The following is a 14440-nucleotide window of genomic DNA, read 5'->3' as shown; positions in this document are numbered from 1 at the left end:
GGGGTGTTGTCGATACCGCTAGCCCCCATTGCTTGTCAGTGGCTGCGGGTAGCATTCCGGATATGTTCGAAAGTGTGTTCGATGTCGATCCGGACTCCACCGAAGAGGAGTTACGGATCCAGGTCGAGCGCCTGGAACGGATGAAGTCGGCCGCTGCCGCGGCACAGGCCCGGGCCACCGCGTTGTGGCGCAGTAAGAGACGCGCTGCCGAGACGGCGACCGGTGTTCCTGCCGCCAGACGTGGCCGCGGCTTGGCCTGCGAGGTGGCCCTTGCCCGGCACGACTCACCGGTGCGTGGCGGTACCCACCTGGGATTGGCGTCCGCATTGGTCGAGGAGATGCCGCACACGCTCGCCGCGCTCGAATGTGGGGCGCTGTCGGAATGGCGGGCGACCCTGATCGTCCGCGAATCGGCCTGTCTGCGGGTAGAACACCGCCGCGAGCTCGACGCCGAGCTATGTGCCGATGTGTCCCGACTGGACGGCTGGGGCGACAAGTGCGTGGTGGCCGAGGCCAAGGCCATCGCGGCGCGGCTGGATGTCGAGGCGGTGGTGGCGCGGTCGGCCAAGGCCGCCAAGGACCGCTGCGTCACGGTACGGCCGGCGCCGGACACCATGACCTACGTGACCGCACTGCTGCCCGTCGCCCAGGGCGTGGCGGTGTACGCCGCCCTGAAACGTGCCGCCGACACCACTTTCGACGACCGGTCGCGCGGCCAGATCATGGCCGACACCCTCGTCGAACGCGTGACCGGCCGACCGGCCGAACAACCGGTGCCGGTGACCCTGAACCTGGTGCTTGCCGACACCACCCTCGCCGGTGATGACGACGCACCCGGGTGGCTCGCCGACTACGGGCCCATTCCGGCCGGCTTCGCACGCACGCTCACGGGCCGCGCCGCCGCGGATACCGCGGTGAAGACGATGCTGCGCAGGCTCTACCGCCATCCGCGGAGCGGGCAGCTGGTGGCCATGGAGTCACAGGCACGAATCTTCCCCAAGGGCCTGGCCACCTTCCTCGATCTGCGCGACCGGACCTGCCGCACACCGTATTGCGATGCGCCGATCCGCCAGCACGATCATGCCCGCCCGGCACACCGGGGTGGTTCCACCAGCGCGCTCAACGGGCTTGGCGAATGCGAGGCCTGCAACTACACCAAGGAAGCACCCGGCTGGGCGGTCACCACGACCGACGCGGACGGCGCGCACACCGCCGAGTTCCGCACGCCCACCGGTGCGGTCTACCGATCGACCGCCCCGCCGCTGCCGGGGCCACCGACCCGGACGGTCAGCGTCATCGAGTGCGGGCTCAGTATCGATCTGGTCAGGTTCGACGCTGCGTGACGTACCACTGGAGCAGGTCCGGGTCGTCGACGGCGCTGCGTTCCACCACCTTCTCGGCCTCCGCTCCCTGAAACAGCTTCTTGATGGGCACCTCGAGCTTCTTGCCGGTGCGGGTGTGCGGAATGCCGGGGGCGAGGATGATGTCGTCGGGCACGTGCCGCGGGGAGACCTCGGCGCGGATGGTGCTCTTGACCTTGTCCCGCAACGCGTCATCGAGTTCGACACCCTCGGCGAGCACCACGAACAGCGGCATCCAATAGCCACCGTCGGGCTGCTCGGCGCCGATCACCAAAGCCTCGGCGATCTCGGGCAGCCGTTCCACCGCCTGATAGATATCGGCACTTCCCATCCGGATCCCATGCCGATTCAGCGTGGAGTCGGAGCGGCCATGCACGATGACGCTGCCGTGATCGGTGATGGTGATCCAGTCGCCGTGCCGCCAGACGCCCGGGAACATCTCGAAATAAGCGTCGCGATACCGTGATCCGTCCGGATCGTTCCAGAACGCCACCGGCATGGACGGCAAGGGTTTGGTGACGACCAGCTCACCGACCTCGCCGCGCACCGGGTTGCCCGACTCGTCCCAGGCATCCAGCGCCACGCCGAGATACGGCGCGGAGAGCTCGCCGGGCCACACCGGCACGGTACGCACCCCGCCGATGAAGGCGGAGACCACATCGGTTCCCCCGCTGATGGAGGCAATCTGAACGTGCTCGCCGATATTGTCGCGCATCCACAGCGACGTCGACGGCGGCAACGAGGAGCCGGTGATCCCGACGGTCCGCAACGCGGAGAGGTCGTGCTCGCTGCGCGGAACCGCACCGGCCTTCATGCACCCGAGCACATATCCCGGGCTGGTGCCCAGCACCGTCACGCCGAGGTCGGCGGCCATGGCCCACAGGGCGTCCGGCGTCGGGTACGACGGGCTGCCGTCGTAGCACACGATGGTGGCGCCGACCAGCAGCCCGGCGATCTGGAAGTTCCACATCATCCAGCTCGGGCTGGTGTACCAGAAGAAGGTATCGCGCTCACCGATATCACTTTGCAGCGCAACGGCTTTCAGATGCTCCAGCAGCACCCCACCATGACCGTGCATGATGCCCTTGGGCAGGCCGGTGGTACCCGAGGAGAACAGGATCCACAGCGGATGGTCGAACCCGACCGCCACGGTGCCCAGTTCGGCACCGGTGGCGGTCGCGGTCTCCCAGTCGAGGTGATCCTGCGGCACCGGGGCCACGCGGGAGACCGAAATGGTGGCGCGCAACGTAGGCAGACCGTCCCGCAATGCCGCGACCTCTGCGCTCTTGTCGTGGAACTTCCCGCCGAACCGGTAGCCATCGGTGGTCACCAGCACCACCGGTTCGAGCTGTCCGAGCCGGTCCAGTGCGGCCTTGGCCGAGTAGTCCTGGCCGCACGCACTCCACACCGCCCCCACCGCGGCGGTACCCAGGAAGGCGATCACCGCCTCGGCGATATTGGGCAGATAGCCGACCACCCGATCGCCGGCGCGCACCCCTAGGTCGATCAGGGTCTGCGCGAATCCCGCGGTGCGGCGCAGCAGTTCGGCCCAGGACAAGTCGGCGGTCGGGGTGTCCTCGCTGACGCAGCGGATCGCGGGCCGGTCGGTGCGGGCTTGCCGCACCACCTGATCCACGAAATTGAGCTGAACGCCGGGAAACCACTGCGCGCCAGGCATATCCGTACGGGCAAGCACCTCGCCGGGCATCTCACCGAGCCCGAAATACTCCCACAGCGCACCCCAGAATGCGGCCGGCTCGTCCACCGACCACTGCCACAGCGCGTGATACTCGGCCGGGGCGCCGGCGAATCGGGCGAAGTCGGTGACCCGGGCCTCGGCGATGTCGGCGGCCGTCGGCTGCCACTGCGGCGCGGTACTCACCGGGCGCTCCACCCGCCGTCCATCGTGTAGGACGCACCCGTCACCATGCCTGCCTGCGCCGAGGCCAGCCAGCCCACCAGGGAGGCCACCTCCTGCGGTTCCACCAGCCGTTTGATGGCGCTCTCCTTCAGCAAGATCTCTTCGACGACCTGCTGCTCGTCGATGCCATGGGTGCGGGCCTGATCGGCGATCTGCTTGTCCACCAGGGCGGTTCGCACATAACCGGGGTTGACGCAGTTGCTGGTGACACCGCGCGGACCGCCCTCCAGGGCGGTCACCTTGGACAGTCCCTCCAGCGCGTGCTTGGCGGTCACGTAGGCAACCTTATATTCCGAGGCGCGAAGTCCGTGGACCGAGGACAGGTTGATGATGCGGCCGAACCCGGATTCATACATGTGCGGCAGCGCGGCCCGGATGAGCAGGAACGGCACCTCGGTCATCAGGGTGAGCAACATACGAAACGCCTCCGGCGGGAACTCGGTGATGGGCGCGACGCGTTGCACCCCGGCGTTGTTCACCAGGATGTCGGTCTCCAGCACCAGGTCCGCCAGCGGGCCGACGTCGAGAAGGTCGACCACCCAGGCGGTGCCGCCGATCTCCTCGGCCAGGGTCGCGGCCGCGTCGGCGTCCCGGTCGGCCACGGTCACCCGGGCGCCGCGGGCGGCGAGTTCGCGTGCGCAGGCCGCGCCGATACCGCTGGCGCCACCGGTGACCAGGGCCGTTCTGCCGGACAGCTCACTCATGCACGCGCCCCGGCGATCTCACGTGCGTCGGCGTCGTCGAGGGTCCGCAGGTCGATACCGTTGGTCTCCCGGGTGTAGAGCACGGCGATCAAGGTGATGCCGCACGCGAGGGCCAGGTAGATCGAGATCGGCACCGGGGAGTCGTAGAGGTCGAGCAGTTTCACCGCGATCAGCGGGGCAAGCGACCCCGCCACGATGGAGGTCACCTGATAGCCAAGGGACACACCGGAATACCGCATCCGGGTCGGGAACATCTCGGCCATGATGGCCGGCTGCGGCGCGTACATGAGGGCGTGGATCATCAGGCCGAGCGTGATGGCCGCGGTGACGACCACGTAATTGCCGCTGTTCATCATCGGGAAGGCGAAGAACCCCCAGGTGCCGCCCAGCACCGCGCCGACCAGGTACACCGGGCGGCGGCCGAACCGGTCGGCCAGATGGCCGACCACGGGCACCACGGCGAAGTGCACGGCGTGCGCGATCAGCAGGTACCACAGGATGGAGCTGGTGTCCGCGCCCACCGACACCTTCAGATAGGTGATGGAGAACGTGACGACCAGGTAGTACATGATGTTCTCGCCGAACCGCAGGCCCATGGCGGTGAACACACCCCGCGGGTAGCGCCTGAGCACCTCGACGACGCTGAACGAGGTCGCCTTGATGCGTTCGGCCTCCTCCTGCGCCTCCACGAAGATCGGCGCGTCGGTGACCTTGGTGCGGATGTAGTAGCCGATCAGCACGACCACCGCCGAGAGCCAGAACGCCACCCGCCAGCCCCAGGACAGGAAGGCCGCTTCCGACAGCGTGGCGGTGAGCACCAGCAGCACGACGGTGGCGAGCATATTGCCCACCGGGACCCCGGCCTGTGGCCAGCTGGCCCAGAACCCGCGCCGGTTGTTCGGGCTGTGCTCGGCGACCAGCAGGATCGCCCCACCCCATTCGCCGCCGACGGCGAAGCCCTGGATGAACCGCAGTGTCACCAGCAGGCCCGGTGCCCAGTACCCGATCTGCCCGAACGTGGGCAGGCAGCCCATCAGGAAGGTCGCGGCGCCGACGAGCAGCAGGGAGAACTGCAGGAGTTTCTTACGCCCGAATTTGTCGCCGTAATGGCCGAACACGATGCCGCCGAGTGGGCGGGCCACGAAGCCCACCGCGTAGGTGGCGAAGGCGAGGAAGATCGCGTTGAGCTCGCTGGTCGTCTCGGCGAAGAACACCTTGCTGAACACCAGCGTCGCCGCGGTGCCGTACAGGAAGAACTCGTACCACTCCACGACCGTGCCGGCCATGGATGCGGTGACGACGCGTTTCAGTCCGGTGGTGGGGGCGGAATTGTGATCGGCAGCACACATACGGGTGAGTATTCATGCACGTCAAGATCGAAACAATGGTCAGATCTGCAGGACATGTCTGCAAAAATGCAGATATGGGCCTGCCGAGCGCGGACGATCTGCTGATCCTGCTGGCCGTCGGGCGCACCGGCCGCTACGTGACCGCCGCGGAGGCGCTCGGGGTCAATCACACCACCATCTCGCGGCGCATCGCCGCCCTCGAGCAGGCCGTCGGGACCCGGGTGCTGACGAGGGTCGGCTCCGGATGGGAACTCACCGATCGCGGCCGCGAGGTACTGACCGCCGCCGAGGCGGTGGAGGCGGCGGTGCGCTCGCTCGGCGGAGCGGCGGGCCAACCCCGCGCGCTGGAGGGGGTTGTGCGGATCTCGGCGACCGATGGATTCAGCGCCTATATCGCCACCCCGGCGGCCGCCGATGTCCAACGTAGGCATCCCGGGGTGTCGGTGGAGATCGTCGCCGCGATCCGACGCGCCAGTCAACAGCGGTCCAGCGTCGACATCGAGGTCGTGGTGGGCGAACCCACCGTGCATCGGGCGCAGGCGATCCGCCTCGGTGACTATTGCCTCGGTCTGTACGGCTGCACGGGCTACCTCGCCGAGCACGGCACCCCCACTCGACTCGACGAGTTGTCCGAGCATCCGCTGGTCTACTTCATCGACTCCATGTTGCAGGTCGACGATCTCGACCATGCCACCAGCTTCGCCCCGCACATGCGGCAGTCGGTGTCCTCGACCAATGTCTTCGTGCACGTCGAGGCGACCCGTGCCGCCGCGGGACTGGGGCTGCTGCCCTGTTTCATGGCCGACCGGCACGACGATCTGGTCCGGGTGCTCCCCGATGCCGTCGCGGTGCAGCTGACCTATTGGCTGGTGACCCGCGCCGAGACCCTGCGCCGGCCGGAGGTGGCGGCGATCATCGACGCGATCCGCGATCGGATGGCCGCCCAGCGAAACGCCTTGCTCGGCAGGCACGGCTGAATACTGTGACGGCATGCCCTTCCTGGAGACCGACGCCGCCCGCGTGTACTACCGGCACTGGGCGGCCGCCGAACCTCGAGCCGCCATGGTGTTCCTGCACGGTTTCGGCGAACACACCGGCGTCTATCACCGCTTCGGTTTTGCGCTCAACGCCGCGGGCATCGACCTGTGGGCCGTCGATCAGCTCGGCCACGGTCTGAGTCCCGGTCCGCGTGGAGATTTCGGCACGCTGGCCGACTGTTCGGCACGGGCCGAGGCGCTGACCGTGCTCGTCGAGCAGCAGCACCCAGGACTGCCCGTGATTGCGGCGGGCCATTCCTTCGGTTCGGTGATCACCGCGCTGCGGTTGGTGGAGCAGCCGGCGCGCTATCGCGCCGGCATCATCTCCGGCGCACCACTGGCGCCGATCGCCGACCTGCTCGATGTCGACACGTCGCTGGATCTGGATCCGTCCTGGCTGTCGGGCGACCCGTTCTACCTCGATACGCTCCAGGTTGATCCGCTGGCCTTCGTCGCAGCGGACAGTGCGCCGCTGACCCGGGCGCTGGATGCCGCCTGGGATCGATTCGGTTCCGAACTTCCCACATTGACGGTGCCGACCCTGGCCGTGCACGGCGGCGCCGACCCCGTCTCGCCCATCGGCCCGGTGCGCGCCTACGCCGAACAGATCGACACGCTGCAGATCGCCGAGTTCCCCGGCGCAAAACACGACATCCTGAACGAAACAGTGCACCGGGACGTCGTCGCAACCGTCATTGCTTTCATCGCGGCGACGCTGGGATGGCATTCTGTTCGCGATGGCACTCGGACTGAATAAAGACACCAAGCGCACGCTGGTCAAACTGCTGGCGGCGATCGCGCTGATCGCCGTGATCCTGGGCGGTTTCGCGGCGTGCCTGTTCACCGTCCGCTCCACCGACGAGGCGGCGGACACCGGATCCGGACCGGCGCTGCAGGGCAGCTTCAAGGTCGACATCGGACCGACCGCCACACCGGACGGCAAGCCGGTGGCCGGCACGGCCCGCACCGGAACGTGGGTGGCCCGCTCGACGTGCCGCGACACCGAGTGCGTTGCGACGGTATCGGTGGTCGATCCGAAGAATCCGTCCGGCCCGCCCGCGCTCACGATGGTCTTCGACTACATCGACGGCGACTGGATGAGCGTGCGGGAGGCACCCGACAAGTGCAAGGTAGGCGACGCCGAGGTCGACGTCACCGGATGGTCGATCATCGCGCTGCGGCCCCGGCTGGATGGATCGATGTCCGGTGAATACACCTGGGCCACCGCACCGGCGCTGTGCGCCAGCAAGCGGGCGGTCAACCTGGCACCGACCAGTGGAGCGGGCACCGGCACCGAAGCGGCTGACCCGGCCGCCGAGCCGCCGCTGCGCGCATCCCCCGGCGCGGCGCTGTGGGGCACCTACACCTACACCCAGACCTACCCGGCCACCGGCGAGGTCTTCCCACCGCACGACTACCGCGCCACCACCCACTGCCTGCGCACCGGGGACCGCTGCGTGACCTTGATGTCGACCGTCGACACCAACAATCTGTTCGTCATGCAGTACGGCGACCGCCGGTTCACCGCCAGCTTCCCCGAGGGCGACGCGCAGTGCACCGACGGAATCGGCAAGGTGCGCCAGTCATCCCGCGATGAACTGCCGCTGCCGCAGGGGCCGCAGAACCCCATCCAAACCCTCACCGGGAAGTCGTTTCAGGACTACACCGGCGACTGCCCGGCACAGGTCGAACTGGACGTCCGCATCCAGCGCATCGGGGACTGACGGCGCTACAGCGCCCGGGGCGAGCGAAGCGACGGGATTACAACCAGGTGTCCGACGTGGTCGCGGTGAGGAAGGCGTCCAGGTCGTCGCGCCACTGGGCGGGGGTGTTCTTGTCCGGCTCGATCCCGGTGTACTCGCCGCGGTAGAACAACAGCGGTCGGGGCTTCAACGCGGGCGGCTCCGACATCGACTGCACCGCACCGAACACCACGAAGTGGTCACCGCCGTCGTGCACCGAGGCCACCGTGCAGTCGATATGGGCCAGGCTGCCCTCGATCACCGGCGATCCCAATGGCGAAGGGCTCCAGTCGATCCCGGCGAACTTGTCCGGCGCCTTGGAGCCGAACTGCGCCGAGACGTGCTGCTGGTTCTCGTGCAGCATGTTGACACAGAACCTGCCGCTGGCCTCGATGGCCTGCCAGGCCCGCGACTGCTTGGTGGGGCAGAACAGCACCAGCGGCGGATCCAGCGACAGCGCGGCGAAGGACTGACAGGCGAAACCGATCGGCACCTCGTCGTGCACGGTGGTGATCACGGTGACACCCGTGCAGAACTGCCCGAGCACATGCCGGAATGTGCGTGGGTCGATGGCCGCAGCGCCCATGGCTACTTGAAGCCGACGCTGAAGTCGTGGCCCCACAGACTGACCGCGGTGCTCTCCCGGGCCACCCAGCTGGCGTCCTCGACTTCGAGCCCCTCGCAACCGAATTCGATGTCGAATCCGCCGGGGGTCTTGATGTAGAACGACAGCATCTTGTCGTTGGTGTGCCTGCCAAGGGTGGCCGACATCTTCACGTTTCGGCGCAGTGCGCGGTCCAGGCACAGCCCGACATCATCGGACTCCTCGACCTCGACCATCAGGTGCACGATGCCGGTCGGGTTGGGCATCGGCATGAAGGCCAACGCGTGGTGGCGCGGGTTACATCCATAGAAGCGCAACCAGATCGGATCACCGTCGGCCGGGCGGCCGGCAAGCTGCGGGGGCAGACTCATCGAGTCGCGCAACCGGAAGCCGAGCACATCCTGGTAGAACGCCTGCGCGGCAGCGTCATCGTCACAGGTGAGCACGACGTGTCCGAGACCCTGTTCGGCGGTGACGAACTTATGACCGTACGGGCTGACAAACCGGCGGCCCAGGTACTGGGCGCCGTGGAAGGCCTCCAGCACGTTGCCGGCCGGGTCGTTGAACCGGATGAGGCCCTCGACGCGACGCTCGGAGCGCTCCTCGCGGGTGCCCTCGGTGAAATCGACGCCGGACTTCGACAGCGTCTCGCGCAGCGCCTGCAGGGCGGGGGCGTCGGCGACCTCCCAGCCAGAGACGAGCAACCGGTCCTGGTCACCGGGCACGATCACCAGTCGCGCGGCCATCTCGTCCATCCGCAGGTAGAGCGCACCCGGGGTGCTGCCGTCGCCCTCCACCATGCCGAGCACCTTCAGCGCGAACTCACGCCACGCCGCGACATCGGTGGCTTCGATGCGCATGTATCCAAGAGCCTTGATGCTCATCGCTGTGCCTTCCTAGCTCAGGAAATCGATGGTGAGCTTGTTGAACTCGTCGAACTTCTCGACCTGCGCCCAGTGGCCACACTGCCCGAAAACGTGCAACTGCACGCGCGGAATCTGCTTGACCGCGACCAGCGCACCGTCGAGCGGATTGACCCGGTCCTCGCGGCCCCAGACCAACAGCACGGGCTGACGCAGTTTGTACACCTCGCGCCACATCATGCCGAGCTCGAAGTCGGGCCCCGCGAACGATTTGCCCATCGCACGGGTGGCGGCCAGCGATTCCGGCGTGCTGGCGATCGCAAACCGCTCGTCGACCAACTCCGGGGTGACCAGCTTCTGGTCGAACACCATGATGCGGATGAAGGCTTCCAGGTTCTCGCGCGTCGGCTCGTAGTTGAACTTGGCGAGCGCCTTGACACCCTCCGTCGGGTCCGGGGCGAACAGGTTCACGCTCAGGCCGCCGGGACCCATCAGGACGAGCTTGCCGGCCCGGTCCGGGTAGTCCAGCGCGAAACGCACTGCGGTGCCACCGCCCAGCGAGTTGCCCAGCAGCGGAACGCGTCCCTGCACACCGAGGTGGTCGAGCAGGCCCAGCACCGCCTTGGCGCTGTACCGGTTGTACTGCTCATGCTCGGTGTGCTTGTCGGACAGGCCGTACCCGGGCTGGTCGATCGCGATGACGTGGAACTTCTCGGCGAGCACGGCGATATTGCGGCCGAAGTTCGACCAGCTCGACGCGCCGGGCCCACCGCCGTGCAACAACACGATGGTCTGCGCCGTCGGGTCACCCGCTTCGTGGTAGTGCAACCGCATGGCCAGTTCCCCGGCCTGCACGTCGGCGTATCGGGAGGTGGATTCGAAGGTAATCTCTTGCGTTGCCGTCACTGTCAGACCATCGTGTCCGCGGGCGGCAGACCGAACTCGTTGTTCCCGAAGATCAGGTAGGCGCGCTCGGGCTCGTTGGCCGCGTGCACGCGGCCGGCGTGAGCATCGCGCCAGAACCGTTGCAGCGGAGCACCGGTCACCAGCGCGGTGGCACCCGCCGACTCGAACAGCAGGTCGATCGAGGCGATGGAACGCGCCGTGGCGCGCACCTGGTCACGACGGGCGCGGGCCCGCAGCTCGAACGGAATCTCCTTGCCCGCCTGCAGCAGTGCGTACTCGTCACCGACATTGCCGATCAGCTGACGCCACGCGGCGTCGATATCGCTGGCCGCCTCGGCGATACGCACCTTGGCGAATGGATCGTCCTTGGACTTCTCCCCGGCGAACGCTGCGCGCACCCGCTTGCCCTGATGCTCGACATGGGCGGCGTAGGCGCCGTAGGCCATACCGACGATCGGCGCGGAGATGGTGGTGGGATGCATGGTGCCCCACGGCATCTTGTAGACCGGCGCGGTGTTGTTCTGGTATCCACCGGCGGTGCCGTCGTTCATCGCCTTGTAGGACAGGAAACGGTGCGACGGCACGAACACATCCTTGACGACCACGGTGTTGCTGCCGGTGCCCTTCAGGCCGACCACATGCCACACGTCGTCGATGGTGTACTCCGTGCGCGGGATCAGGAAGCTGCCGAAGTCGACCGGGCGGCCGTCCTTGATCACCGGACCGCCCAAGAACGCCCAGGTGGCGTGCTCGCTACCGGAGGACCACTGCCAGGCGCCGCTGACCAGGTAACCACCGTCGACGACGGTGCCGGCCCCCATCGGCGCATACGAGGACGACACCCGCACCGTCGGATCGTCACCCCACACCTCGTCCTGCGCCTTCTGGTCGAACAGCGCCAGATGCCAGTTGTGCACACCGATGATGGAGCTGATCCAGCCCGTCGAACCGCAGGCGCTGGCGAGTCGGCGGACCGCCTCGTAGAACACCGTCGGGTCGGCCTGTAGCCCGCCCCACTGCTCGGGCTGGAGAAGTTTGAAGAAGCCGACCTCGTCGAGTTCGTTGACGGTTTCGTAGGACACCTGGCGCCGGTCTTCGGCGGCCTGGGCCCGTTCACGCAGCTTCGGCAACAGATCATCGATGCCGGCGAGCACCGCCTGCACGTCACGCTGTTCAATAGACGTCACTGAATTGCCTCCCGGATCGAGATCGAGCACTGCACAAAGATTAGAACACGTTACGATTTGTGTCGAGTAGCGCACCGAATCATCGGCTGGACCTGCGCAAGTTCAGTTTTGTAACATGTTCTAGTTATGACGGAAATGAGGGCAGGTCTGTGACGGATGAACCGCTGGGCAGCCATGTACTTGAGCTGCAGGTGGCCGAGGTCGTCGAGGAGACCGCGGACGCTCGCTCGCTGGTGTTCGCGATTCCGGACGGCAGCGACATCCCCGCCGACCGGCTGCGCTACTCCCCCGGCCAGTTCCTGACCCTGCGGGTGCCCAGCGAAAAGACCGGCTCGGTGGCCCGCTGTTACTCGCTGTCGAGCGCGCCGAGCATCGACGAACACCTGACGGTGACGGTCAAGCGGACCGCCGACGGGTACGCCTCGAACTGGCTGTGCGACAACGCCCACGCCGGTATGCGCATGCACGTGCTGGCCCCGTCGGGCACCTTCGTGCCTGCGACCTTGGACACCGATTTCCTGCTGCTCGCCGCGGGCAGCGGCATCACGCCGATGATGGCGATCTGCAAATCCGCCCTCGCCGAAGGCAGCGGCAAGGTCGTGCTCGTGTACGCCAACCGCGATGAGAAGTCGGTGATCTTCGCCTCGGCACTGCGGGAACTGGCGGCCGCCCACCCGGACCGGTTGACGGTGATCCACTGGCTGGAGACCGTGCAGGGTCTGCCCAACACCGACGCGCTGGCCACGCTGCTGCGCCCCTATGCCACCCACGAAGCGTTCATCTGCGGGCCGGGGCCGTTCATGGCCGCCGCCGAGGCCGCGTGCAAGACCGTCGACACCAGGCACATCCACATCGAGGTGTTCAAATCCCTGGAGTCCGACCCGTTCGCCGAGGTCGTCATCGAGATCGATGAGGACGATGACCGCGGCCCGGCCCAGGCCATCGTCGAACTGGACGGCACCACCCATGAGATCGACTGGCCACGCAGGGCAAAGCTGCTCGACGTGCTACTCAACAAGGGATTGGATGCCCCGTTCTCCTGCCGGGAGGGCCACTGCGGCGCCTGCGCGGTGCTGATGCGCAAGGGCGAGGTCGACATGGAGATCAATGACGTGCTCGAACCGTCGGATCTCGACGAGGGTCTGATCCTGGCGTGCCAGGCCCTGCCCGTGTCGGATTCGGTAGAAGTCACCTACGACGAATAGCGCTCGGGCTAACATTCGCCCGGACCGGGAGGAACTGCCGTGAAGAGGATTCTCAGTGTGCTGGCGGCTTCCGTTGCCGCGGCCGCACTCAGCAGCCCGACCGCATCCGCGGCGGTGAACACCGGGACGTCGTCGATACCGACGCCCCAGGGCATCGTCGAGATGAAGGTGACCGCCGATTGCCCCGGCACCGACGGCAGGTGCTTCTTCCGCACTCAGGCCAGTCTGCTCACCCCGACCGGACCCGTCGGCCTGCCGCAGGACACCTGGGCCCGGCAGACCATCACGATCCGCAGTACCGACCGGTCGGTCTACCAGGAGGCCTGGTACAGCGCCCCCGCCGGCATGCCGCGCGAGCTCAAGGGCGCCAACCACGACAACGTGCTGTCCAAGGCCTACAAGTCGGTCAGCGACTACCAGGTGTCGGTGACCTACTTCGGCGGCGGCCCGCTGGAGAGGTTTGCCGTCGACGGTGACTCTGTTCAGACCGATTGGCGCACAGGGCGTCCCGCCATCGAGGCCGGTTTCATCGTCTGCTCGAACATCCAGGTGGTCTTCGGCGGGGTCAATGTGACCACGCCGGGTGCGTGTGCGCAGACCACGTTCAACTGACCAATCGTTCAACTGACCGACGTTCAACTGACCGGCCGCAGGTGCCGCGCCACCAGCTTGTGCCAGCGGCGGTGCCGGTAGCGGTAGATCCCGGTGGCGATCGGCACGACGATCGCCGTGAGGGCACCGGCGTCGATATCCACGGTGTCGCTGTAGCGACAGCTGCGCGCGTCGACCGGCTCGACGTGCAGGGTGTGATCCCAGGCCCGCAGCACGCCGCCGTACTCATGGGTGACGATGGTCCGGCTCGCTGCGTCGACGGACCGGATCTCCAGGGTGTGCCGGTAGGCCGGGAACACGTGAAACGCGAACAGCCAACCCGTTCCCCGCTCACCGGCCCGTAGCGGGGTGCTGCGCCCGGACAGCGCCGGCATACCGAACAGGCCCCGGCACACGTAGAGAAACGTGACCGGGTACTGCATGGCCGCCCACACCTGGTCGGCATCGGTGGGCAGTATCGTCTCGAGGTGTACACGCTGCATGCGATAAGTCTGAGCACCGGAACAGCTTCTGACTACTCGCTTTCACGGCACGGAGGCGATATGGCACCCCCCGACCGGTTTCGTGCCCGTAAGCAGCCGCGACAGCAACGTTCCGCCCAGACCCGCCACGACATCCTGGATGCGGCTGCTCGCGTTTTCAGCAGGCATGGGTACGCCGCGGGCACCACCAACCGCATCGCGGCCGCGGCGAACGTGTCCATCGGTTCGCTGTACCAGTACTTTCCGAACAAGGACGCCATCCTCGCCGCGTTGACCGACGCCCATATCGATGCCGGCACCACCCTGCTGGCCGAACGGATGCGCGGCGGTCTCCCCGAGGCGCTCGGCGATCTGATACGGCTGTTCGTGCGGGCCGCCATCGATAGTCACCGCGAAGACCGCGCATTGCACCGGGTGTTGTTCGAAGAGGCGCCGTGCTCGAGGACGAGGTGGTGCGGCTGCTGACG

Annotated in this window: 15 protein-coding genes; 7 read left to right on the top strand and 8 right to left on the bottom strand. The window is 67.1% G+C overall.

Features of this window, described 5'->3' with window-relative positions:
* Window positions 1-62: 62 nt before the first annotated feature.
* A complete protein-coding gene (locus tag A7U43_RS06710) occupies window positions 63-1343 on the top strand; it encodes a 13E12 repeat family protein (RefSeq protein ID WP_067992599.1) in 1281 nt (426 codons plus the stop codon).
* Here A7U43_RS06710 and A7U43_RS06705 read toward each other — a convergent pair.
* The 3 genes from A7U43_RS06705 to A7U43_RS06695 are packed head-to-tail and all read right to left on the bottom strand — an operon-like array spanning window position 1324 to window position 5335.
* Window positions 1324-3243 carry an acetoacetate--CoA ligase gene (locus A7U43_RS06705; protein WP_068002057.1) on the bottom strand — a complete coding sequence of 640 codons (1920 nt, stop codon included), beginning with the start codon at window positions 3241-3243 and terminating at the stop codon, window positions 1324-1326. The genes A7U43_RS06710 and A7U43_RS06705 overlap by 20 nt on opposite strands.
* Window positions 3240-3986, bottom strand: coding sequence for a 3-hydroxybutyrate dehydrogenase (locus tag A7U43_RS06700; RefSeq protein WP_067992595.1), 747 nt, complete (start codon window positions 3984-3986; stop codon window positions 3240-3242). The genes A7U43_RS06705 and A7U43_RS06700 overlap by 4 nt, the downstream gene beginning before the upstream one ends.
* Complete coding sequence (locus A7U43_RS06695) at window positions 3983-5335, bottom strand: MFS transporter (protein ID WP_067992592.1); 1353 nt, start codon at window positions 5333-5335, stop codon at window positions 3983-3985. Before A7U43_RS06695 ends, A7U43_RS06700 begins: the two co-directional genes overlap by 4 nt.
* A gap of 35 nt (window positions 5336-5370) precedes the next feature.
* Here A7U43_RS06695 and A7U43_RS06690 point away from each other — a divergent pair, with 35 nt between their 5' ends.
* From A7U43_RS06690 to A7U43_RS06680, 3 genes are read left to right on the top strand one after another with little or no spacing between them, the layout of a single operon-like run.
* Window positions 5371-6312, top strand: a complete 942-nt coding sequence (locus A7U43_RS06690) for a LysR family transcriptional regulator (protein WP_068002056.1) — start codon at window positions 5371-5373, stop codon at window positions 6310-6312.
* 13 nt (window positions 6313-6325) lie between these two features.
* Window positions 6326-7129 carry an alpha/beta fold hydrolase gene (locus A7U43_RS06685; protein ID WP_067992589.1) on the top strand — a complete coding sequence of 268 codons (804 nt, stop codon included), beginning with the start codon at window positions 6326-6328 and terminating at the stop codon, window positions 7127-7129.
* Window positions 7110-8096 (top strand): Rv2253/PknI dimerization domain-containing protein, encoded by a 987-nt coding sequence (locus tag A7U43_RS06680; RefSeq protein WP_067992587.1) that lies wholly within the window; start codon window positions 7110-7112, stop codon window positions 8094-8096. Before A7U43_RS06685 ends, A7U43_RS06680 begins: the two co-directional genes overlap by 20 nt.
* Before the next feature lie 37 nt (window positions 8097-8133).
* Here the strand turns inward: A7U43_RS06680 and hsaB are convergent, their stop codons facing one another.
* From hsaB to hsaA, 4 genes are read right to left on the bottom strand one after another with little or no spacing between them, the layout of a single operon-like run.
* Entirely contained in the window at window positions 8134-8700 is a 567-nt protein-coding gene (hsaB, locus tag A7U43_RS06675; protein ID WP_067992584.1) for a 3-hydroxy-9,10-secoandrosta-1,3,5(10)-triene-9,17-dione monooxygenase reductase subunit, read from the bottom strand.
* 2 nt (window positions 8701-8702) lie between these two features.
* Complete coding sequence (gene hsaC, locus A7U43_RS06670; RefSeq protein ID WP_067992581.1) at window positions 8703-9602, bottom strand: iron-dependent extradiol dioxygenase HsaC; 900 nt, start codon at window positions 9600-9602, stop codon at window positions 8703-8705.
* 12 nt (window positions 9603-9614) lie between these two features.
* Window positions 9615-10487, bottom strand: coding sequence for a 4,5:9,10-diseco-3-hydroxy-5,9,17-trioxoandrosta-1(10),2-diene-4-oate hydrolase (gene hsaD, locus A7U43_RS06665; protein ID WP_067992577.1), 873 nt, complete (start codon window positions 10485-10487; stop codon window positions 9615-9617).
* Window positions 10488-10489: 2 nt separating this feature from the next.
* Complete coding sequence (gene hsaA / locus A7U43_RS06660) at window positions 10490-11674, bottom strand: 3-hydroxy-9,10-secoandrosta-1,3,5(10)-triene-9,17-dione monooxygenase oxygenase subunit (RefSeq protein ID WP_068002055.1); 1185 nt, start codon at window positions 11672-11674, stop codon at window positions 10490-10492.
* 149 nt (window positions 11675-11823) lie between these two features.
* Here hsaA and A7U43_RS06655 point away from each other — a divergent pair, with 149 nt between their 5' ends.
* Both A7U43_RS06655 and A7U43_RS06650 read left to right on the top strand, forming a co-directional pair.
* Window positions 11824-12879, top strand: coding sequence for a ferredoxin--NADP reductase (locus A7U43_RS06655; RefSeq protein ID WP_067992574.1), 1056 nt, complete (start codon window positions 11824-11826; stop codon window positions 12877-12879).
* Window positions 12880-12918: 39 nt separating this feature from the next.
* The gene (locus A7U43_RS06650) at window positions 12919-13491 is read left to right on the top strand and encodes a hypothetical protein (RefSeq protein ID WP_067992571.1); all 573 of its coding nucleotides are present in this window, start codon (window positions 12919-12921) and stop codon (window positions 13489-13491) included.
* A 23-nt stretch (window positions 13492-13514) separates the two neighbouring features.
* Here the strand turns inward: A7U43_RS06650 and A7U43_RS06645 are convergent, their stop codons facing one another.
* Window positions 13515-13973: a hypothetical protein gene (locus A7U43_RS06645; protein ID WP_067992569.1), complete on the bottom strand. Its 459-nt coding sequence runs from the start codon at window positions 13971-13973 to the stop codon at window positions 13515-13517.
* A gap of 60 nt (window positions 13974-14033) precedes the next feature.
* Here A7U43_RS06645 and A7U43_RS06640 point away from each other — a divergent pair, with 60 nt between their 5' ends.
* Entirely contained in the window at window positions 14034-14438 is a 405-nt protein-coding gene (locus tag A7U43_RS06640) for a TetR/AcrR family transcriptional regulator (protein WP_067992566.1), read from the top strand.
* Window positions 14439-14440: the final 2 nt, after the last annotated feature.

It is taken from the genome of Mycobacterium adipatum (assembly GCF_001644575.1).
In the GTDB taxonomy this organism is placed as follows: domain Bacteria; phylum Actinomycetota; class Actinomycetes; order Mycobacteriales; family Mycobacteriaceae; genus Mycobacterium; species Mycobacterium adipatum.
The sequence above is the reverse complement of the archived record's forward strand: the minus strand, read 5'-3'. Positions and strand labels throughout refer to the sequence as shown.

Excerpts from the sequence above, each read along its gene's own strand:
- A7U43_RS06710 (WP_067992599.1), top strand. The coding sequence starts at position 63 with ATGTTCGAAAGTGTGTTCGATGTCGATCCGGACTCCACCGAAGAGGAG.
- A7U43_RS06700 (WP_067992595.1), bottom strand. The coding sequence starts at position 3,986 with ATGAGTGAGCTGTCCGGCAGAACGGCCCTGGTCACCGGTGGCGCCAGC.
- A7U43_RS06695 (WP_067992592.1), bottom strand. The coding sequence starts at position 5,335 with ATGTGTGCTGCCGATCACAATTCCGCCCCCACCACCGGACTGAAACGC.
- A7U43_RS06690 (WP_068002056.1), top strand. The coding sequence starts at position 5,371 with ATGGTCAGATCTGCAGGACATGTCTGCAAAAATGCAGATATGGGCCTG.
- A7U43_RS06685 (WP_067992589.1), top strand. The coding sequence starts at position 6,326 with ATGCCCTTCCTGGAGACCGACGCCGCCCGCGTGTACTACCGGCACTGG.
- A7U43_RS06680 (WP_067992587.1), top strand. The coding sequence starts at position 7,110 with ATGGCACTCGGACTGAATAAAGACACCAAGCGCACGCTGGTCAAACTG.
- hsaB (WP_067992584.1), bottom strand. The coding sequence starts at position 8,700 with ATGGGCGCTGCGGCCATCGACCCACGCACATTCCGGCATGTGCTCGGG.
- hsaC (WP_067992581.1), bottom strand. The coding sequence starts at position 9,602 with ATGAGCATCAAGGCTCTTGGATACATGCGCATCGAAGCCACCGATGTC.
- A7U43_RS06645 (WP_067992569.1), bottom strand. The coding sequence starts at position 13,973 with ATGCAGCGTGTACACCTCGAGACGATACTGCCCACCGATGCCGACCAG.
- A7U43_RS06640 (WP_067992566.1), top strand. The coding sequence starts at position 14,034 with ATGGCACCCCCCGACCGGTTTCGTGCCCGTAAGCAGCCGCGACAGCAA.